Here is a 21,149-nt window from a genome sequence, read left to right on the forward strand (position 1 = left end):
TAAATTATTAAGATACTTAAGTAAAAAATTTTTTGGGGACTAATTTAATTACTGTATAAATTTCCCATATAACTCGTCAGATATGCTAACACAGGGGATCATTCCTCATACTTATTTTTCAATCTATAATATGCAATTATTACACTAGTATAATATTGCATCATCCAATCATACCAAATTTCTTTACTATAATCTTCCTTTTGATCTGCTCGATTATGTCTAATACTAAATCCATTTACAATACTGAAAATCAACTTATCATGCTCGTTTTTATTTATTTTGTATTCATCGTTTAAGATATTTTTAACACCTTCACGTTCACCCTCTAAAATATCAGCTAAGATATTAATAGCTTTTTTCTTCATTTCCATATTTGAATCAAATCTATAATACATTTCTGTTGCTGTAGATAATTTAGTATAAACTGCATTCGTCATTTCATCACCCTTATAAGATAATTGCTGTTTTAATGCTTCATTGGGCAATTTCATAATAAATCCATTTTGTGGCTCAAGATAATATCCATCGCAATACATTTTTAAGATATTATTAATGTACTCTGCAAACTCTTTTTGTGGTTCTTCTTTCTTTAATTCGGAATTAATATAATCGTACACAGCAATATGGTCATACAATATTTCAATTACTGTGAATAATATCTCTTCAGTATAGTCTTCGGAATATTGCAATATTGGCCATATTTCAGAAGACTGTAATTGATTTGCAAAAAAGATTTCAGGAGACGGTGCAAGAGTTGGAGCTATAATTTGTTCTTCATCATTTGTATATGGTATCTTTCGCCATATACCATTTTGAGCACAATCAAAATACTCTTTATTACTAAAATATCTATATATCTGTTCAAAAAAAGTAATTAATTCATCAAGGCATATATTTAAATTCTTCTTTATTAAACCATTTCTCTCTACATAATATTTCTTCATAAAAATCTCCTTTACTTATTTTTTTATAAAACTTAGTTGATTCTGCTATCTAACGGTTGTGAGCTTTGCAACGTAAATATTGAATTACTCTATATTGACAAATACCTATTATAAACACAATCTATAATCAATCTAATATTTCAAATGACTCTAAAATTTTAACTAGGTATATTTTACCATATATGTAGGCTTATTGTTTATTTTCTTGTATAATTTTGTAAATGTAAAAAATAAAAAACAGCATCTTTTTCAGATACTGTCACAATACTCGTTTATATAATATATTTAATATCTCCTAATTTGCTAGATCCACTTACTATGGATAATGTGTAATTGATTAAGCTATATGTTTATTGGTTTTCTGTTTAGTTGGTATTGATGAGAGTCAACCTCCATCTTATATATGCTTTTTTCTAGGTGTGCTAATTGTTTGTTTCTTTTAACGAGCATTTGTACCTTTTTATAATTACATTTACATCCACAGTAAATGCCACTTATTGCCTTTGGATTTATTCTAAACAAATGTATACTGGAAGAATTAAAAGAAGATGTATGCATATATATTTCTGCTTTTATACTTTCATCCCCCATGTTTTCATGCATCTCATACTCATTTGGATAAGTTATTTGAATTTTGCCATCAGCAAGATCCTCTGTTCTAATTTCAGGACATTTTGACAGAACATCTATAAGATGATTATCTTTTGTACAAATAATTCTATCTGCATCGCGTAACTGAACAATAGAACGTAATTCCTTTTCATATATCCAATCGTTAGACTTTGTAAAAAATAAAGAATAAAGGAACTTAATCCAATGATACTCTCCATCTGAATTAGGTTGTAATTGTTCAGGTCTATCAAAACTTGGCATTTCTCTTCGATACATAACTTTTTCTGGGAATTCATATATGTGTCCTAAATAGGGCTTACCAAATCTGGATTTTCGATTCCCTAAAAACTTTATAGAATCTTGAAATAGCGGTTTTTCAGAATCAAATTCTAATACTATTCCTTTATACTGGTCCGCGTAGTGTGCCCACATTAACGGATTCGTATAATCTTCTGTGAAGGACAAAACACCTACATCATCAAAATCACTTTGTAATGTACCCATTATCCCATCCAATTCATAGTCTTCCAATTTATCCACAATATTTCCCTGTTTAGTGAAATAAGCATTCAAACTATTATTTGCATCTTTAAATTGTTTTTCATTAAAAATTCCTTCAAACGGATCGTTAAGAGCCTTAAATGGTGTAGCTCGAAGCATGAAATCCCTGAAAAAATCTTCTCGCAAACGTGTATATTTGTAAAAAAATTTGACCATATGTACACTTTCTCCTTATCTGATTTTATAAATATACATTCTTCACATTATTGCTAAAACATTCAGTATATGAACTCCAGATTATTAGCCTAATGTGTGATTACTATGGATAATCTAAAGTTATATCATTGAGTTACGAATGCACTGCGCATTCTAAGTTGTATAAATAATGTTCACCCTATTATTCCACTCTAATATATGGAATTTTGAATACCTTCAGTCTCTCAAAAAATGATTGAGATCATCATACAGATATTGCTGATATCCCGCATGGAAATTATATCTACAATCACCCAAATAATTGCGTGATTGTGCAGCAGCTAATTGCAAGAGATAATTATATTCATAGTTTTCTCTTTCTTTCTGTATTTTTTTCGTGTTTCCCAAAAAGCTCCGATTACGCCTATTCCAATCCCTAATACTCCTAGATGTTTAAGGGTAGTTTCAGGCATATCAGCAAATAATTGCATTACTGGAAGTAGAGCAGGCACCATTAAACTTCTAACTCCCATCCACCCCAAAACATTAGTATCACGCATACTTTTTTTATACTCTCTTTCAGATTCTTCAATTTCTTGTAGGTAATCTTCAATAATATCTTCAATGATTTTCTCATCTTCACATGCTGATATCCTAACACTCAATTCTTTAATACTGTTGAAAAAGCGTTGTCTTTCATTTTTTCGTTTTTCTCTTAATTTAATTAACTCTCTTGGCTGAATATCCATTATATTAATTGGTATAAAATCACTAATAGTTATGCAAGCTAATTGAGTTTGTGATTCTTCTTCATAATCCGAAATATTTCCATCATGTTGAAAAAAATTCGAACCACACCAACACACCAAGCTTCTGTATAATCTGTGGATAAAGATATATCATTGCTTTTTGCAATGTAGTTCGCTAAGAACAACATGTATATTGAAGCCATATCGTGTGGTACATTAAGCCAATTATTGTCTTTTGTATCTTGTGCGAGTATCATTTCACGTAATCTCACATCAGCTTTGTCTTTATGCAGTTTTACATAATTTTTACGCGTATATTTTGAGTTATCTAGTGCTGCTGCCCACCAAGTTTCCTTTTTACAACCTTCTATAAACGCTTCGCCTGCTTTTAATGAATATTTACTTGGATCAATATTCGATATAAAGTCGCTATTTGATATGAGCTCCTTAATATTTCTGCTATCTTTTGGTTGATAATCGGTTGGAACAATTCTATATATTCTATCCCATAATAGAGCAGCAGACCATAACCATTCTGAATTACTAAATTCAATAGTTGGATAATATAAAGTATAATTCTTTGGCATTCTAACCCCTCCTATTTTACTGCATTAATATGATTAGTTGAATTGTACATTGCTTGCCACCTAATCTAAATGCTCTAGTAGATTCTCATTATAAACATATTGAGAATCTAATCTATAATAAGATAGTATTTCATTATAATGATAAATATTTTTCAAGTACATACATATTATAGCATTCTTATGATTATATTTACATTAATTTCAATCTTTAGATGTCAATTTACATTTCCTAACTTAAATTTCAAGAAAAGAAAAATGCAGGATCTTTAATCCTGCATTAAATACAAATTTAATATCATTTTGATCTTGCTTGCTTCTACTTACACTCTATAAACCATAGATTGATTAAATGTTATAGAATTTCATAAGCTAATAGGTATTATTCCTATTAAATTAAGCTTCTTTATAAAAGGTATATATAAACTATCCTTACTTTCTTTAACCTCTATCTCTTACTTGATTACTCTAATCAATGCAATAGATTTTTATAACTAAATTTGCTATTAGGCTATTTATGATACGGTTCACCCCTCATAATCCTAAACCCTCTATAAACTTGCTCAAGTAATATTACTCTCATTAACTGATGAGGAAAAGTCATTGCAGAAAAAGAAAGCTTATAGTCTGCTCTTTTTAATATTTTCTTAGATAAGCCAAGAGAACCTCCAATAACAAAGGCTATGCTGCTATTTCCTCCAACCCCTAGCTTTTCTAATTTATCTGAGAGTTCTTCTGATGAGAGCATTTTTCCTTTTATATCTAATGCTATTACATACATTCCATCTTTTATGTGCTTTAATATTTTCTCTCCTTCTGCATCTTTGATCTGTTCCATTTCCTTATCACTTAAATTTTCTGGTGCTTTTTCATCTATCACTTCAATCATATGTAGTTTACAATATCTAGAAAGCCTTTTTTTATATTCATTAATTGCACTCACTAAATATTTTTCTTTTATCTTTCCTACTCCAATAATAGTTATATTCATAAAATCTCTCCCCTCATAAAAACAGACGAGGCTACCCTCGTCTATACAACTAAATATTTAGGTGGTAATTCACAAAAATCACAGGTATGGGGACTAGTCCAATCTGTAAATGAAACTTTGTCTAATTCATAAATATCTGGTGGTTGCTCATAGACTTCTACAAATTCATCAATTGCTTCAGGAAGATGCTCAGAACACACTACATACATATTTTTCACTCCAAACCAGTTTTATAGTATTTCTTTTCATTATAAATCTTATCAGATAAACAACTTCAAAATAAAACATAAAAGATAGTTCATTCCAGATAACTTTTGAAAAAACAAAACTTCATTTCCTGGTCTGTATTTATACTTGTATTTTCTCTATATCTCTTATTATATTATTTCTTTATATTATATACACTACTCACCTGATCTCGATAAGTCAAGTCTATATGAATATCTAATCCAATTTTTATATCTTTAGATGCCAATATATTTTTAACTGTCTCAAATGCCAATTCTGGAAAATTATTTTCTTTACTCAAATGACCCAACAGAATATTTTTTACAGGCATATTTAGCTCCATCAATTCTGCTATAATCTCTCCTGCTGTCTCATTAGAAAGATGTCCCTGATCACTCATAACTCTTTTCTTTAAATACCAAGGATATCTTCCCATCTTCAACATCTCTACATCATGATTAGCTTCAAGCATCAAGAGATCTGAACCTTGTATCTCATTTTTTACTGTGTCTGGTACATATCCTGTATCTGTAACAATACTTACCTTTGCATCATCATGGTAAAAGGAAAATCCTACTGGATCTATCGCATCATGAGATATACTATAAGGTTTTATCTTTATGTCTTCTATAAAAAAAGCTTCTCCCGTCTGAAAATATCTTATATTCTCTTCATCAATTTTACCTATTTTATTCTTCATCTCTTTCCAAGTATTATTATTTGCATATATTGGAATATTAAACCGTCTTGATAAAATCCCTACTCCCTTGATATGATCATTGTGTTCATGAGTTATTAATATTCCCCGTATATTCTTCATATCTTTTCCTATAGCTTCCATAGACTGATAAATCTTCTTTCCTGATAATCCTGCATCTATTAATAAGCCTGTATTTGCACTTTCAATATATTGGCAATTCCCACTACTTCCACTAGCTAATGAACAAAATGTAAATCCCATAATATTCCTCCTATGTGATTTTGATGATGCTTAAAATGAAAAGACAGGCGCATGCACCTGCCTTTTTTTATTCCGCTCTTTTAATTTTTGCTCCTAAATTTAAAAGCTTTTTCTCTATAGCTTCATATCCTCTATCAATATAATGGATGTTGTCTATTTCTGTAATCCCTTCTGCCATCAATCCTGCAACTACTAAAGCTGCACCTGCTCTTAAATCTGTAGCAACAACTTTTGCAGCAGATAATCTTTCTACTCCTTGAATTATTGCCACATTGCCTTCAACTTTAATCTTTGCACCCATTCTTTTTAATTCATCTACATGTTTAAATCTTCCCTCGTATATGGTTTCTGCAACAATGCTTGTCCCTCGTGCCTGAGTTAAAAGAGCTGACATAGGTTGTTGAAGATCTGTAGGGAATCCTGGATACACTAATGTTTTGATATTAACATTTTTTAATTTTTCTTTTCCTATAACTCTTAAAGATTCTCCATTTTCTTCCACTCGCAATCCCATTTCTCTCAGCTTTGCTGTAATAGGATCAAGGTGCTTTGGAATTATATTATCAACAATCACATCTCCACCAGTAGCAGCTGCCATTATCATAAAGGTTCCTGCTTCTATTTGGTCAGGGATTACACTATAAGTACATCCCCTCATTTCATCTACCCCATTGATTCTAATCACATCTGTTCCTGCACCTCTTATATCTGCTCCCATTGCATTTAAAAAGTTTGCTACATCTACGATATGAGGTTCTTTAGCTGCATTCTCAATAATAGTTTTTCCTTTAGCTCTACAGGCTGCCATCATAATATTGATGGTAGCTCCTACACTAACAACATCTAAATATATTTCTGCACCTATTAATTCTTCTGCTTCGGCATGAATAATACCATGCTCAATAGTTACCTTTGCCCCTAATGCTTCAAAGCCCTTAATATGCTGGTCGATAGGTCTTGACCCAATATTGCATCCTCCTGGAAAAACAGCCTTTGCTTTTTTAAATCTTCCAAGAGAAGCCCCTAATAAGTAATAAGAAGCTCTTAGCTCTTTTGCTAATTCATATGGTACAAAACACTCTTCTATATTTGCTGTATCTGCACGCATAACCTTTTTTTCTTCATCAAATTCTACTTTAGCACCTAAGTCTCTTAATATTCTTTTCAATACATGTACATCTTCAATGTTTGGTAAATTTTCTATAGTACATAAATCTCCTGCTAAAATGGAAGCTGGAATAATAGCAACTGCAGCATTTTTAAATCCACTTATATTTACCTTTCCTTTTAGCTTATGTCCGCCTTCTATCAAAAGTTTACTCATTTGGTATTTCCAACCCTTTCAATAATCTATGCATTATATTCTGTTTAGTTTCTTTCTTTGTCATTTATAGGTAAACAACATAAAAATCTAAACATGAAATATCAAAACATAAAAAAATCACATGAACATTTTTGATGATATTTCATTTACAAGCTGTTAATCTATAAATGGAAACGATCTCTGATTATATGTAAATCTCATTACATTATATCATCAATATAATTATTTGATAAGTATTTAATGATAAGAAAATAATAACATTTAAAAATGATTTTTCCACTAAAAAAGCAGAAGTCATTATAAAAAACTTCTACTTTTTAGTTTATTCATTTATTTTCTAATAATTTTCATAAGCTGGAACAAATATAGTCTGCCCATCAGCTAAGAGTATTCTCCACGCAGGCACTGCTGTTCCTGATTTTATATTTTCTGAATTGGTTAAGCTAATGTGAGATGGATCAAACCAATAGCCTAAAGCTATATTTTTTATTACAACTTCTCCTTGTAATGTTTCAATATCATTCATGCATTTGAGAAGTGCTTTTGTAGCAGGTATAATTTCTCTTTTATTAGCATCTGTATTTAACGGTTTTAACCACATTCTTTCGAATTTGTTGACACCAGATTTGCTTACAGTTACACGCATATAGCTATTTTCTAAAAATCTTCCATTATATTTTTGCTTAAATAAAATATGATATTCTCCTCTATCATGCTTCGTTTCCCAATATACTGCATCACTTCTCTTAAAACCATACTTTTTTATAAAATTTTCTGCTTCACGAATAGCCTTTTTTTTATTTAAGTTCTTTATATGATATTTTTCGTCATAATTTTCATATTTAATAACCTTGCCATTATCTTCTATGCAAAATTTTTCGTTTCTTTTCTTCTCATCATAAGTTTCGTATTCTACATTTAATAATGGTAATTCTAAAACTATTCGTGGTACTTCTGTTTCTACTTTTATGTTCTTTTCATTCAAAATAGCAACAACGTCCTGTATATTTTCCTCTTTTATTATAGAGGAAGCATGTTCCATAAATATATCCTTTTCTATATTATAGATCAAGAAAATATTTGTAATAATTAAAGCAATAATCAAAATGTTTTTTGCTTTTCCCCAATCCACAAGCTTCACCATCCGTTATATTTGGGTTCGACTAATCATTCTACCATTATATGCATCAAAATAATAAATCATTTTATCTGTTTTTATAATCCATACAGGCGTTAATTGATTTGGTTCTCTCTCAGGCTCATTATAATATCCTATATCTACTTGTTTAATAGTTGACAGCACTTTTTTTTGAATTTCTTCTTGATCCAAAACTACATCTTTCTGAATATTTCTCAGGAAATCTCCTTTTATGAAGCCAAAATTCATATCGAGTATTTGAGGTGCTGTTAAAATCGTCATATTTTCTTCATCTTCTAAGAACTTGATAGAAATTTTTTCTCTTTTTAAAAATCTTTTGTAATATATTACCTGTTCCCCTAATACTTCTACTTGAACAGCTGCATCTGTCATATTTTTTGTATCTTCAGTTTTATAATAAACAGGCAAGCCATTTTTTCTATATCCAAAAGAAAAAATATATCTATTCTTTTCAGGTTCTTCTACATCTTTCAAATAAATATCTATATTCGCCCAACTACCATGATTATTAATAAACTGAAGAGCTATTTTTAACGCATCTTCAAAGGAAATATTCTTAGAAGCTTTTTCAGCATCTATCTTTTCTATATACTGAAGTACACCTAAATCATCAATTTTCAACTCTTTTTGTCCATATCCATACATAAATATAACTGAGCCACTCGTTTCTCTTATTTTTCTAACAAAATCAAGATTTTCTCCAAAAAAAGTACCTGCAAAGGATTCTACCTGCCCTTCATTTGTTGGGTCAATTTCTTGAATAACTTTTACTTCATGTATATCTTTATTTAATTCAATAGGCATAAGACTTTCATTTTCTACTGAATATATATCCTGCATAGCATAATAAGCATCATATCCGCTTTCTTCAATATTTTTTATAAGCTTCAAAATATTATTATTTTTCTTTAAACCCTTTATCATATAATAATTTCCTTTTGTATGATCAGCCATGTAGATACTATCATTATCCTTAGATGAAATCAAGATGCTATCAAAACCATCTAATGTATCAATCTTTTTTATATCATTAACTTTGACCAATTCACTTAATAGATTCACAGAAATATTATATCCAAAATTTATTTCAATTGATCGAAAAGCTCTTGCTTTTTCCCACGATTCTTGATCAATTGACTCTACTTGAAGCTCTTCCTTAAAGGTCTCATCTTTAAAGCTTTGAAGAACTCCTTCCCATATGCCATAAGCATCAGCATAAAAAACTGTATGAAGACCACCCCCAAAGTTAATACAAAAACTTTGGGGGCTTAGAATATCAGCAATATTATCTATGTTCCCTTTGTTTTTTACCTCTATTGTTTCCGTCTGCCTTATAGACGGTATTATTTTAGTTAGTGAAATACGCTTCCACAACTGTTGATTAAGTGCTATGCTCAACATAAAAAGCATACATAACAGAACTGTTTTAAAATTTTCTTTGCCAAATTTCTTCATAAACACACACCCTGATCTTCATATTGTTCTAGGATGTTACTAAGTACACGGATAAAAAATCTACTCTTTTAAATTATCTAGTACATCTACAGCCTTTGTTTCTCTTATAAGCTCTAAAGTTTCATTAATTTCTTCCTCTTTATCTTTTACTGTAAATTTCTTAGTAATCGTATCCTGATGATTGCCATCTTGATCCTCAATTTCAAATACGATTTTGTATTTTCCTGGTGTTAAATCCTTTAGTTGCTTTGTATACATATTAAGAGCTTCTCCTGGCTCTACCTTTTCTTCATCTATGATAAGTTCTTCTTCTTGATCCTCTGTTCCCTCTTTGTAAACGCTCAATGAAACAGATACATCCTCTCGTACCTTCACAGAAATCAAAAGACTATCCTGTACAATAATCTCTTTCTTAGGACTAATTATTTCTAAAGCTTTCTCATTTTCATTAATAGAATATATATAGCTTGGGACTGGTCTATATGCAGCATAACCAGTACTAGCGGAAGCTCCTAATATTACTAGAATCAACGCACTAGTAATGATACTTTTTTTCATTTTAATTCCTCCTAGTGTTTACACGTATCCTTTATAACACCCACATTATATCCTATTATTATTACAAACATATTACATACATTTTAAAATAGAATTACACGTACTGTCCTTTTAATGGTAATTTTATTATTACTTCTGTCCCTTCTCCTTCTTCGCTTTTTACATTAATATCTCCATGATGTGCTTTTATAATCTGATGAGCGATAGAAAGGCCTAATCCTGTCCCTCCCATCTCTCGAGATCTAGCTTTATCCACTCGATAAAATCTTTCAAAAAGTCTTGGAATATCTTTTTGTGGTATACCTATTCCATTATCAATAATACGAATAATCCCTTGATCATCTTCCTTCTCAAGAAACACTTCAATAGTTCCATTTTCTGGAGTATATTTTATAGCGTTGCTGATGATATTTATAATCACCTGCTCCATTTTATCTTGATCTATCAACCCTATAACACTTTGTTCATGTGTCTTAAAAGATAATCTTTGCTGTTTATTTTTTGCATTAATGTCCATTTTTAAAACTATATTTTCAAGTAATTTTACCAAATCAATTTCACGTATATTCCATGTCTCTTTTTGATAGTCAATTCTAGAAAGCTGGAGTAAATCTCTAACCAATCTATTCATTCTATCAGCTTCACTATTTACTACATTTAAAAAATGTTCTGCAATCTCTCTATTATCTAAAGCACCATCTAGAAGAGTTTCTGTATAGCTCTTAATACTTGTAAGCGGCGTCTTCAGCTCATGAGAAACATTCGCAACAAATTCCTTTCTCATATTATCAAGCTTCTGTCTTTCTGTAATATCTTGTATTACCATAACAATACCTTTTTTTTCACCTTTTTTATCTTTAAAAGGTGCATAATTTACTTGAAATACAGAATCATTAAACTCTATTAACTCACTACCTACTCGCTCAGGATTATTTTCTTCAATATAAGAAATAGTAAGCTTTTCATTATATTCCTTTATAAGCTCATCATAATATCTATTTTCTATATTTTCTGATGTCAGATTAAGCATTTTCATAGCAGTAGGATTGGCATGAATAATTTTTCCTTCATCATTAACAGCTATAAGCCCATCCGTCATGTAACTAAGAATAGTCTCAAGCTTACTTTTTTCACTTGATATCTCTGAAAGAGTAATATTCAATTTTTCTCTCACATAATTAAACATTTCAGCTAACTGACCAATCTCATCATCAGATTTCACTTCAACAACTTGATTAAAATCTCCCTTTGCCATCCTTGCTGCCTTCACTGTAACATCTGTGATAGGCTCAGTAATACTTCGTGCAATCCAAAAGCCTAGCACAACAGTAATCAGTAATGCCAAAAGAGTAGCCTGCGTTAATATCATTTTTGATTTATCTAATGTTTTATAAATATCGGATAAATCTGCCCTTATATACAAAATCCCCTTAACAAATTCACCTTCATTTTGTATGGGAAAAGCCAAATTCTTTGTAATGATCTGACGTGTATTCGTATTGATGGTAATATCCTTTTCCCCTTCTTGTCCGTTTCTTGCATTCGTAAGTAGTGTATAATCTAATACTTCTATGGCATTATCATTTGTACCACTATTTTTACTTCGAGCAATAATTTTAAAATCTCTATTTATAACAAATATTTCTTCTTTCAAACCTGTTGGCCATTGTTCTATATTTTTTTGAATTTCTTCTTTACTATCATCTAGATTATCAAATTGTGCAATAGTATGAACAAGCCCTTCTCTATTTCCTAAATTTGTAAGATTTTCACTAACCATATCTAAATGATATTTTTGAAACTCTTGAATAATAAATACGCCAACAATAAGCATGGCAATATAAACAGGCAAGAAGTATATGGTAATAAATTTCCACCTTATACTTTTAAACATACTATGCCCTCCTGAAGTAGTATCCTACTCCTCTTTTCGTTAATATATATTTAGGGTTACTTGAGTGATCTTCTATTTTTTCTCTTAATCTTCTTACAGTCACATCTACCGTTCTGATGTCGCCATAATACTCATAGCCCCATACTTCCTCTAATAATTTTTCTCTTGTAAAAACTTGATTTTCCTGTGTAGCTAAATACTTTAAAAGCTCGAATTCTCTTAAAGTAAGCTCTACAACTTCTCCTCTTTTTTTCACTTCATATTTGTTCAAATCTATATTTAAGTCCCCTGAAACAAGTATATTGCTTTTTTCATTTGTTCCACTTGCTTCCATTCTTCTAATATTTGCTTTTACTCTTGCTAAAAGCTCCCTCATGCTGAAGGGCTTTGTAATATAATCATCAGCACCAAGCTCAAGTCCCAATACCTTGTCTACTTCTTCTTCCTTTGCTGTAAGCATCAAAATAGGCATATTGAAATTTTCTCTTACCTTTTTACATACTTGAAAACCGTCCATTTTGGGTAGCATAACATCTAACAAGATAAGATCAGGTTCCACTTGGTAAGTTTTTTGTACAGCTTCTTCACCATCAGAAGCTACACTCACATCATACCCTTCTTTTTCCAAGTTAAACTTTAATATCTCCGAAATAGTTCTTTCATCATCTACTACTAATATTTTTCTACCCATTCTCTCACCTCATTGTTATCTTCATTCTTTTCTTGATATGTCTTATATGATTATATCATAAAAATATTTATACACAGAAAAAAATAATTCTTATAAGTACATTTACAGGAACTACTTTTAGCAGTTCCTGTAAACTATTTGTATTATTTTTTCATAAAAAGCTCTTCAAAACGCTTTCCATCTCCTAAATCTTCTAAAAGCCTGTTTATATCATCAAAGCCTTTTCTTTCTGCTCTTTCTTTTATAAGCTCAAAAGACCTTTTATAAGCAAGCATTACATCAATTTCATCGAAATCATTTGTCAATTCCTCTATTGTATAAGGTTTCCCTTCATATGCTAAATTTTCTCCCCATATATACCCTGTTTCCAAATACTCCTGATACAGAGCAACCCCTTCCGTAAACCATAAAGGATAATTCCCTTTTGCTAAATCATCTACTAATAAATGAGTAAATTCATGAACCATCGGTCCTTCATTCATAAAAACATCTTCTATTTTCTCAGTTTCAGGAATCCATAATCTAGGAGATAATATTTGAATAGTAGAAGCAAAATACACACCCATAGGTGGCTTTCCTTGCTTAAGAGACGCATTTTTCATAAGATCATCAGGATTATCATAAACAATAACAGTTGTTTTATTCTTAGGATAGTAGTTAAAGCGATCGCAAACCTCCATGTAATGCTTTTCAGAAGCCTTTGCAATAAGATCTATCATTTCTTCATCTTCCATACAATATCTTATGATAAAATGTTCTGTTTCTTTTACCTTGTAGTTCTTTGTTTTATAAAGAATTAGTTCATGCTGAAGCTCCCTAAAAAAAGGATATGCGTGAACTTTTAAAATTTCATAATTAAATATCCCTGTCATCATTATCAAAACTAATACAAATAAAATTAATTTGCTGATTTTTCTATTTAATATTCTCTTCATTGGTATCCCCTCCCTTTATCAGCATATGTAAACGAGGAGACACATTGCTATTATAGCATAATATTATGTAAACTTCATTGGAAATAAAAGGAACCCTCTGATGAACACTTCATCTAGCTTTCGCATACATTAGTAATGAAAATAGATAATATGGAGTGAGCATGATGAAAATGAATATCAATAAAATCAGAGCCCAATTCGTTCATCCTATAGTCGTAGCACGCATGTCTGCTGGAACAAAAGAAACAATCAAAACTATCGTTTATAGTCAAGGAACATGTGAACATATCCATGACTTAATATTAGATGCTGGTGGAAAAATAAAGTATAGTATACCTCTCATTAACGCTGTGGTAGCAGAGCTTCCAAGCAAAGCAATAGATCATGTCGCAGCACACCATATGATTCAATTTATAAACCATGATGCTAAGGTTTTTAAATGTATGGACAATGCAGCATTAGCTGTTGCTGGTCATTTAGTACACGATATAGGCTACACTGGAAAAGGAATAGGGATTGCAATCCTTGATACAGGCATATACCCTCATGATGATTTGGTAAAACCAATAAATAGAATCATCGCATTTAAAGATATTGTCAATAATAAATCATATCCTTATGATGATGATGGACATGGAACTCACGTTGCAGGTATTGCTGCTGGGAATGGATATGCTAATAAAAAATATAAAGGTATTGCACCCGAAGCAAATATTATAGGCGTGAAGGTTTTAGATGAAACAGGAAGTGGATCTACATCTGATATATTAGCAGGACTCCAATGGGTTATTGATAACAAAGATAAATACAATATTAAAATTGTCAATATGTCTTTAGGTGCTGCAGCAGAAAAGTCTTATAGAGAAGATCCTCTAGCAAAAGGTGCTGCACAAGCTGCTCGTCAAGGTCTAACAGTTATCACTGCTGCCGGAAATAGCGGTCCAAATCCTCGTAGCATTACAAGCCCCGGAATTAGTCCAGCTGTTATTACTGTTGGTGCTGTAGATGATAACCGTACTACATCTTATGAAGATGATTTTGTAGCAAACTTTTCAAGTCGTGGACCTACTATTGGTGGCGTATCTAAGCCTAATATAGTAGCTCCTGGCGTAGATATTGTTTCTTTATCTAATAAAGGTCATTCTAGTTATGTAAGTCATTCTGGTACTTCTATGGCAACACCTATGGTTTCAGGAACAGCTGCACTAATTTATCAAAAATATCCAGATATCTCTTCGTCAGAAGTTCAAGCTAAGCTTACTAATACTGCTATAAATATAGGCAGCAGTAGATATTCTGAAGGGGCTGGAATACTCAATATAAGAGGAGCATTAGATTTGGATAATGAAGAAATTCAAAAACCTGATGAACATAATCCTTTTGAACCAGACCTATATAATAACAGAAGAAAAAGACCTTACAAAAGACCTAAAGGTGGTTTAAATCTAGGTTTTTTAAGCAACCTTTTAGATCCTAGTTTGCTACCCCTTCTTTTATTACTACTATAAAATAATTTTAGCTCTTAAATGAAAAAACCTAGCTCAATCAGCTAGGTTTTAATACCTTACATATCTTAAAGGATTTACGGGAACACCATTTTTTCTTACTTCAAAATGAAGATGTGGTCCTGTACTATTTCCTGTACTTCCTATTTTAGAAATAACTTGTCCTTTATATACTCTTTGCCCTACTTTCACAAGAATACTACTATTATGAGCATACCAAGTCTGTGTATTGGCTCCATGGTCAATAATAACACATTTTCCATATCTGCCCTTCCAGCCAGCAAAAATAACTACTCCTCCATCTGCTGCTTTTACAGGAGTTCCTCTTGGAGCACCAATATCAATTCCTGTATGCTTTCTTCCCCATCTCCAACCAAATGGTGAAGTCAGTACCCCTCTAGTTGGATTACGTAAACTCCCCGTCCCTTTCTTTGGTGGAGGGTTTTTAGTTCCCTTTAGTACAATTTGCTTTTTAGGCTTCTTAACGATTTTCTCTTCTAAAATATTTTTATTATGTTCAACACCATTGTAACTAACAACTTCTGCTACAATTTCTCTTTTTCCATCTTCACCTTTGACTTTGATCTTTTTATCCCCTTTATAAAGGGCACTAGTTTCTTCGAATTCTACTTCATAAGGGATTGTTTCCTCATATTTTACTTTTTCAACTGTTGCAACAGTTAAAAGAGGCTTTGGTACTACCAAGCTAATCTTTTGATTAATCTGTAATCTTTCTGGATTTACATCTGGATTCGCTTTTACTAAATCATCAACGCTTAGCTTATATTTTTTTGCAATCGTCCAAAAGCTTTCTCCTTTTTGCACTTCGTGTATCTGCTCTTCTTCTGTTCCTTGCAAAATCATTTTCAATGCATCTTCACTAGTTTTCACACTATTTACTTCTGCTTCTATTGAAGCTATTTTTACATTTTCAACAAAATATACCTTCTCCAGCTTTTTCTCTTTATCTACATAAATTTTTTTGATTTGATCCAGTACTTTTTCTGCATCTTCTTTTTTAGCTACTGCTGCAATTACTTTATTACCTGCTTTAATTCCATAAGCCTTCACTTCAAAATGTACCTTGCTCTTTATTACCTTTTCTATTTCATCTAGCTTTATCAATGCTTTATCTTCTGCTTTCGTTCTTTCGTAAACAATACTCTCATGTATATTAACGTCTTTACCATAAACCTTATGTAATCTTGCCTGCATATGCTCAAGAACATCTGTAAAATCTTTTTTGTCTCTTACAATTCCTAATACTTTTCCATCTATTTTTACAATATAGGCTGTATGATAATTATAAGCAAATATTCCTATAAACAATACTGCTGTAAGAATTAATCCTATGTATATTTTGCCTTTTCCATTTTTATTCAATTTTTCATAGTATTTAGAAACCTTATTTCTCAAAATCTGAGAGCATTCCTCTGTTTTCATCCTTTGAGGCTCCCTTCTTCTTCCCTATGTTTCTTATCTATTTTTTCTATATGCTATCCTTATTTTCTTTTTTATACAAGTTTTATAATAAATCTACAACTATTATATTATATCATACTTTCACGATCTAGCAACCTTCAACAAGTTTTTCCAGTTAAAGATAGTTTATGTATAATATTGGATATTATTCCTTGTCATACCTAATCCATTTTTTAAAGCTTCCTCTTAAATTTTTATTTGCAACCTTTTCACACACTTGGATAAAATCCTCTGTACTTGCATTTTTATACTTATATTTGTCGAAATAAATCTTCATAGCTTTAAAAAAAGCCTCATCTCCTAATTGTTTTCTCAAGTTTTTTATAAACATTGCTCCTTTATAGTAAACTAAAGCTTGATATTCTTGGCTGTTTTTAAATTGGTTCAATTTTCTACAAACAGCCTGCTCTTTATTATGTTCACTATCTTTATAAGCATTGTAATATCTTACAATCAAATTTTTATAAACCTGCTCCTCCATCTTTACACCATATTTTTTTTCATAATATAAAAGAGTTGAATATTCTGTTAATGCTTCATCAAGCCACGCTTCATTTACTTGATCATTTCCTACAATCCCATACCACCATTGATGTGCAGTTTCATGGGCAACAATATACTCTAATATTTCTTTCTTCTCTTCTGTATATAAAGTTTTATCAATAAAAACTATGTTCGGATATTCCATTCCACCAATAAAAAAATCAGATGCAGCAACAGAAAACTGTTTATAGGGATATTCTCCATAAGTCTCACTAAATATTCCTATTGCATCCTTTGCTACATCAAGAGCTAAATCTCCAAATTGATCATTAAAATAATACGAATATATTTTTATATTATTTATTTGATCATCTATTACTTTAAATTTCTCACTAGCAACCATCGAAAAATCTCTTACATTTTTCCCCTCTAGCGTCCATCTAATCTTCCCATCTATGCTCTCTTTTTTTACACATTCTCCTGTATGTGCAAGTACATATTCTTGCGGCATTAAAATTTCTACTCTATAATTTGCTACATCACTATAAAAAGGATCCCCGATGGCAAAATACGGCTCTAAATGCCATCCTTTTTTATCAAATACAGAAAGAATAGGATACCAATTTGCAATATTGATTGTATCTTCTCCATATCCAAACCTTCCACAAGAAGGAGGAATTTTTACAGAAAAGTCTATTTTAAGATCTATTTTTTCTCCTGGCTCTAAAGGTGTATCCAAATGTACTTTCAAAATACTTTCTCCAACTCCCATAACCACATAATTTAATGGTACATCATTCTTTTGTATAGAATGAATCTTAATATATCCTTGTTCAAAGCCCTTAGGATAAGCATATTTCATTTCACTTTTTTCAAAGGGTACTAATTTTTCATCTTTAAATGCATTTGGATATAAATGAAAGTATAACGCATTAAAAGAAGTATTCTCATCGTTTGTATATTTTATATATTCATTTCCTGTTAAAATTCTTTCTACAGGATCAAAATCAACAGTAATTGTATAACTATTGATCTTTTTTGTTTTAGGTATTTTCTCTCCATAAAAAATAGTTATCATCGTTTCAACAACTCTTAAATTTGTACTAACAAATGACAATGTTAAAATGCCCACTACTATTGTTAATAATAATAATTTCTTCCTATAACTACTCCTAGTCAAGATATACCCCTTCCTTCCTTGTATTTATCTACTTATATATCTATATGTGCTGTATTTTCCAATATGTAAATAATTTCACCCTTTCCTAAACTTAACGTATTACATTAAAAGCTAATGAACTGTTAATAAATGGATTGTGCATAGAAAAAGAATAAGGATTGACGACTTATAATGTATTTGCCAATTATGATATAATGATTATGAGAATAAAAAGGGAGGCATATATATTGCAATTTATTAAACAAACTGCAGATTTTGATTTAGGTGATACACCTATAGAAAATATATTTATAAATGATTTTATGCCTATGGCTAATGGAACCTACGTGAAGGTATATCTATTAGGCTATAAATATGCAAATGATAAGGATCCATCCCTTTGTATCAATCACCAAACCATTGCAAAACACCTTAATATCCCATTATCAGATGTTTTAGATGCTTGGGATTTTTGGCAACAAAAAGGGATTATCAAAAAACATTTTGAAGATTCAGAGGATAAAACAAAATATACAGTTGAATTTTTAAATCTAAAACAACTATATGTTTATAATAATTTTAAAGCTATAAATATTTTAGAAAACAACGAACAAGATACTACAAAACCATACTACTGTTCTCCAAATGATTTGATTGAAGCAAATAAAATTCCTGAATTTAAAGAAATGTTTCGTTACATTGACCAAATTTACAGAAGACCTCTGCTTCCTCGTGAAAAGAAAAAAATATTAGATTGGATTTATAACTATAACATAGATACAGATCTTATGGTAAGAGCTTTTATGTATTGTGTAGAACAAAAAAATACCAAAAACTTAAATTATATAGGCGCTGTCATTAGAAGCTGGTATGATAATAACATTACAAACATGGATCAATTAGATAAATACCTTGAAAAGACAGATACACAATATGCACAATATAGAAAAATATACAAATTCTTAGGACTCACTACCAATGAAATCCCTGAACCTACTAAAAAAATAATGAACAAATGGCTTACTGAATGGAATTTTTCTATAGATATTATATTAAAAGCCTGTGAATACGCTGTGAAAAAAAATAAAATTGATTTTAGCTATATTGATGGGATTTTGAAAAATTGGAAAGAAAATAATATTCAATCGGTAAAAGATATAGAAAAAATGAGAAATACTGAAAAATCCACACAAGTACAAGCTAAGAAAACTCCTAACAATCGATTCCACAATTTCGAACAACGTACAACAAAATACTCTAAAGATCAATTAGAAAAATTATTTAGAAAGAATAAATAAGGTAGGTGTCTACTTTGTATGACCACTTTACAAAAGAAATACTATTAGAATATGAAAAGATACGTGATTTAGAAGCTAAAGCATTAGAAAAAAGAAAACTAGAAGTATATAAAAAAGTTCCTGAAATCAAAGAAATTGACGAAGAGATAGGAAGATTCGGCATACTCATTTCAAAAGCAATATTAGAAAATCCCCAAAATTATGAAAAAGCTTTAGCAAATATTCATGAAAAAATGGAACACTTAAAGCAAGAAAAAGCTATTTTACTTACAGAAAACAATATTCCTATGCATTATTTAGAAATGAATTATCAATGTCCAGCCTGCAAGGATACAGGATTTTTAGATAATCACAAAAAATGTAATTGTTTTAAGCAAAAGCTCATTAATCGTGCTTATTCTATGTCCAATATGGAAAAAATATTAGAAAAAGAAAATTTTCAAACCTTTAACATTGACCTATTTTCAGATGAACCATTTGAAAATGAAGTTTTAACTCCTAAAGAAAATATGCAAAACATATTAACAGTCTGTGAAGGATTTGTATTCAACTTTGATACAAAATCAAATGAAAATCTTTTATTTTACGGTACAACCGGACTTGGAAAAACTTTCTTATGCAATTGTATTGCAAAAGCATTATTAGATAAAGGAAAAATTGTAATATACCAAACAGCTTTTAAAATTTTAGAAATCCTAGAAGAATATAAATTCAATAAAAAAAGAACCAAAGATATTGAGTCAAGCTATCAGCTTTTATTTGATAGTGATTTATTGATTATTGATGATTTAGGTACAGAACTCACAAATACTTTTACAAACACAGAGATTTTTAATATTCTCAACACAAGGCTTATTCAAGATAAAAAAATTATCATTTCTACTAATTTATCACCTGCCCAACTTGCAAATACCTATAGTGACAGAGTTTTTTCTAGAATAGTTGGTGCCTTTACAAAGCATAAATTTTACGGTCCAGATTTAAGGTGGGAAAAATAACTCCTTTATAATTTTATAAAGTCTGTAGAAGTATATCCATATTGCTTCTACAGACTTTATTTTATACAATATATTCCATTAAATTTTTACAAATTTTTTATTGACATTTAATAAATCGTCATGTATTATATATAACTGTGAGTAGCAAGAAATGACCCATTAGCTCAGTCGGTAGAGCACTTGACTTTTAATCAAGGTGTCCCGCGTTCGAGCCGCGGATGGGTCACCATGATGCTGGTGTGGCTCAACGGTAGAGCAGCTGACTTGTAATCAGCAGGTTGGGGGTTCGATTCCCTTCGCCAGCTCCATTTTACCTTTAGAAAAAAGGGGCGTAAGATACGAGTTCTTATGCTTCTTTTTTATTTTTTGAATAATATCAGAGATAAAGCAACTTTTATAAATAAAAGATTTTTCAGTTGATAAGTACATCATTGACATATAAA

At 30.6% G+C, this 21,149-nt stretch carries 19 protein-coding genes and 2 tRNA genes; 5 read left to right on the forward strand and 16 right to left on the reverse strand.

Annotated features, from left to right (window positions below; all coding sequences use genetic code 11):
• Positions 1 to 98: 98 nt before the first annotated feature.
• From KVH43_RS04380 to KVH43_RS04445, 14 genes are all read right to left on the reverse strand, one after another.
• Positions 99 to 944, reverse strand: a complete 846-nt coding sequence (locus KVH43_RS04380; protein WP_218283654.1) for a hypothetical protein — start codon at positions 942 to 944, stop codon at positions 99 to 101.
• A gap of 342 nt (positions 945 to 1,286) precedes the next feature.
• Positions 1,287 to 2,273 carry a DUF2971 domain-containing protein gene (locus tag KVH43_RS04385; RefSeq protein WP_218283655.1) on the reverse strand — a complete coding sequence of 329 codons (987 nt, stop codon included), beginning with the start codon at positions 2,271 to 2,273 and terminating at the stop codon, positions 1,287 to 1,289.
• Between the two features lie 320 nt (positions 2,274 to 2,593).
• Positions 2,594 to 3,001 carry a hypothetical protein gene (locus tag KVH43_RS04390; protein ID WP_218283656.1) on the reverse strand — a complete coding sequence of 136 codons (408 nt, stop codon included), beginning with the start codon at positions 2,999 to 3,001 and terminating at the stop codon, positions 2,594 to 2,596.
• A gap of 38 nt (positions 3,002 to 3,039) precedes the next feature.
• Positions 3,040 to 3,588 carry a hypothetical protein gene (locus KVH43_RS04395; RefSeq protein ID WP_218283657.1) on the reverse strand — a complete coding sequence of 183 codons (549 nt, stop codon included), beginning with the start codon at positions 3,586 to 3,588 and terminating at the stop codon, positions 3,040 to 3,042.
• Positions 3,589 to 4,096: 508 nt separating this feature from the next.
• Positions 4,097 to 4,576, reverse strand: coding sequence for a 23S rRNA (pseudouridine(1915)-N(3))-methyltransferase RlmH (rlmH, locus tag KVH43_RS04400; protein ID WP_218283658.1), 480 nt, complete (start codon positions 4,574 to 4,576; stop codon positions 4,097 to 4,099).
• A 41-nt stretch (positions 4,577 to 4,617) separates the two neighbouring features.
• A complete protein-coding gene (locus KVH43_RS04405; RefSeq protein WP_218283659.1) occupies positions 4,618 to 4,785 on the reverse strand; it encodes a CxxH/CxxC protein in 168 nt (55 codons plus the stop codon).
• A 173-nt stretch (positions 4,786 to 4,958) separates the two neighbouring features.
• Positions 4,959 to 5,765 (reverse strand): MBL fold metallo-hydrolase, encoded by an 807-nt coding sequence (locus KVH43_RS04410; protein WP_218283660.1) that lies wholly within the window; start codon positions 5,763 to 5,765, stop codon positions 4,959 to 4,961.
• A 67-nt stretch (positions 5,766 to 5,832) separates the two neighbouring features.
• Positions 5,833 to 7,089, reverse strand: coding sequence for a UDP-N-acetylglucosamine 1-carboxyvinyltransferase (locus tag KVH43_RS04415; protein WP_218283661.1), 1,257 nt, complete (start codon positions 7,087 to 7,089; stop codon positions 5,833 to 5,835).
• A 337-nt stretch (positions 7,090 to 7,426) separates the two neighbouring features.
• Positions 7,427 to 8,221, reverse strand: coding sequence for a two-component system regulatory protein YycI (gene yycI, locus KVH43_RS04420; protein WP_218283662.1), 795 nt, complete (start codon positions 8,219 to 8,221; stop codon positions 7,427 to 7,429).
• A 15-nt stretch (positions 8,222 to 8,236) separates the two neighbouring features.
• Positions 8,237 to 9,703 carry a hypothetical protein gene (locus KVH43_RS04425; protein ID WP_218283663.1) on the reverse strand — a complete coding sequence of 489 codons (1,467 nt, stop codon included), beginning with the start codon at positions 9,701 to 9,703 and terminating at the stop codon, positions 8,237 to 8,239.
• A gap of 60 nt (positions 9,704 to 9,763) precedes the next feature.
• Positions 9,764 to 10,261 carry a hypothetical protein gene (locus tag KVH43_RS04430; RefSeq protein ID WP_218283664.1) on the reverse strand — a complete coding sequence of 166 codons (498 nt, stop codon included), beginning with the start codon at positions 10,259 to 10,261 and terminating at the stop codon, positions 9,764 to 9,766.
• Between the two features lie 94 nt (positions 10,262 to 10,355).
• Positions 10,356 to 12,155: a sensor histidine kinase gene (locus KVH43_RS04435; RefSeq protein WP_218283665.1), complete on the reverse strand. Its 1,800-nt coding sequence runs from the start codon at positions 12,153 to 12,155 to the stop codon at positions 10,356 to 10,358.
• A gap of 1 nt (position 12,156) precedes the next feature.
• Positions 12,157 to 12,846 carry a response regulator YycF gene (gene yycF / locus KVH43_RS04440; protein ID WP_218283666.1) on the reverse strand — a complete coding sequence of 230 codons (690 nt, stop codon included), beginning with the start codon at positions 12,844 to 12,846 and terminating at the stop codon, positions 12,157 to 12,159.
• A gap of 143 nt (positions 12,847 to 12,989) precedes the next feature.
• Complete coding sequence (locus KVH43_RS04445; protein WP_218283667.1) at positions 12,990 to 13,781, reverse strand: gluzincin family metallopeptidase; 792 nt, start codon at positions 13,779 to 13,781, stop codon at positions 12,990 to 12,992.
• Positions 13,782 to 13,945: 164 nt separating this feature from the next.
• On the opposite strand from KVH43_RS04445, the gene KVH43_RS04450 reads away from it, so the two are divergent.
• Complete coding sequence (locus tag KVH43_RS04450; protein ID WP_218283668.1) at positions 13,946 to 15,289, forward strand: S8 family peptidase; 1,344 nt, start codon at positions 13,946 to 13,948, stop codon at positions 15,287 to 15,289.
• Positions 15,290 to 15,337: 48 nt separating this feature from the next.
• On the opposite strand, the gene KVH43_RS04455 is transcribed toward KVH43_RS04450, so the two are convergent.
• Positions 15,338 to 16,729, reverse strand: coding sequence for a peptidoglycan DD-metalloendopeptidase family protein (locus KVH43_RS04455; RefSeq protein ID WP_218283669.1), 1,392 nt, complete (start codon positions 16,727 to 16,729; stop codon positions 15,338 to 15,340).
• Between the two features lie 184 nt (positions 16,730 to 16,913).
• Positions 16,914 to 18,431, reverse strand: a complete 1,518-nt coding sequence (locus tag KVH43_RS04460) for a M1 family metallopeptidase (RefSeq protein ID WP_218283670.1) — start codon at positions 18,429 to 18,431, stop codon at positions 16,914 to 16,916.
• Between the two features lie 227 nt (positions 18,432 to 18,658).
• On the opposite strand from KVH43_RS04460, the gene KVH43_RS04465 reads away from it, so the two are divergent.
• The 4 genes from KVH43_RS04465 (at position 18,659) to KVH43_RS04480 (ending at position 21,014) form a co-directional block, all read left to right on the forward strand.
• Positions 18,659 to 19,708: a DnaD domain-containing protein gene (locus tag KVH43_RS04465; protein WP_218283671.1), complete on the forward strand. Its 1,050-nt coding sequence runs from the start codon at positions 18,659 to 18,661 to the stop codon at positions 19,706 to 19,708.
• A 5-nt stretch (positions 19,709 to 19,713) separates the two neighbouring features.
• Complete coding sequence (locus KVH43_RS04470; protein WP_255547809.1) at positions 19,714 to 20,706, forward strand: ATP-binding protein; 993 nt, start codon at positions 19,714 to 19,716, stop codon at positions 20,704 to 20,706.
• Between the two features lie 153 nt (positions 20,707 to 20,859).
• Positions 20,860 to 20,935 (forward strand) — tRNA-Lys (locus tag KVH43_RS04475).
• Positions 20,936 to 20,939: 4 nt separating this feature from the next.
• A tRNA-Thr gene (locus KVH43_RS04480) sits at positions 20,940 to 21,014 on the forward strand.
• Positions 21,015 to 21,149: the final 135 nt, after the last annotated feature.

Origin of the sequence: Crassaminicella indica, from assembly GCF_019203185.1 — a bacterium.
GTDB lineage: Bacteria > Bacillota > Clostridia > Peptostreptococcales > Thermotaleaceae > Crassaminicella > Crassaminicella indica.

Coding starts and splice junctions, on each gene's coding strand:
- KVH43_RS04395 (WP_218283657.1), bottom strand. CDS start 3,588: ATGCCAAAGAATTATACTTTATATTATCCAACTATTGAATTTAGTAAT.
- KVH43_RS04390 (WP_218283656.1), bottom strand. CDS start 3,001: ATGGATATTCAGCCAAGAGAGTTAATTAAATTAAGAGAAAAACGAAAA.
- KVH43_RS04410 (WP_218283660.1), bottom strand. CDS start 5,765: ATGGGATTTACATTTTGTTCATTAGCTAGTGGAAGTAGTGGGAATTGC.
- KVH43_RS04455 (WP_218283669.1), bottom strand. CDS start 16,729: ATGAAAACAGAGGAATGCTCTCAGATTTTGAGAAATAAGGTTTCTAAA.
- KVH43_RS04405 (WP_218283659.1), bottom strand. CDS start 4,785: ATGTATGTAGTGTGTTCTGAGCATCTTCCTGAAGCAATTGATGAATTT.
- KVH43_RS04430 (WP_218283664.1), bottom strand. CDS start 10,261: ATGAAAAAAAGTATCATTACTAGTGCGTTGATTCTAGTAATATTAGGA.
- KVH43_RS04415 (WP_218283661.1), bottom strand. CDS start 7,089: ATGAGTAAACTTTTGATAGAAGGCGGACATAAGCTAAAAGGAAAGGTA.
- KVH43_RS04425 (WP_218283663.1), bottom strand. CDS start 9,703: ATGAAGAAATTTGGCAAAGAAAATTTTAAAACAGTTCTGTTATGTATG.
- rlmH (WP_218283658.1), bottom strand. CDS start 4,576: ATGAATATAACTATTATTGGAGTAGGAAAGATAAAAGAAAAATATTTA.
- yycF (WP_218283666.1), bottom strand. CDS start 12,846: ATGGGTAGAAAAATATTAGTAGTAGATGATGAAAGAACTATTTCGGAG.
- KVH43_RS04435 (WP_218283665.1), bottom strand. CDS start 12,155: ATGTTTAAAAGTATAAGGTGGAAATTTATTACCATATACTTCTTGCCT.
- KVH43_RS04450 (WP_218283668.1), top strand. CDS start 13,946: ATGAAAATGAATATCAATAAAATCAGAGCCCAATTCGTTCATCCTATA.
- KVH43_RS04385 (WP_218283655.1), bottom strand. CDS start 2,273: ATGGTCAAATTTTTTTACAAATATACACGTTTGCGAGAAGATTTTTTC.
- KVH43_RS04380 (WP_218283654.1), bottom strand. CDS start 944: ATGAAGAAATATTATGTAGAGAGAAATGGTTTAATAAAGAAGAATTTA.
- KVH43_RS04445 (WP_218283667.1), bottom strand. CDS start 13,781: ATGAAGAGAATATTAAATAGAAAAATCAGCAAATTAATTTTATTTGTA.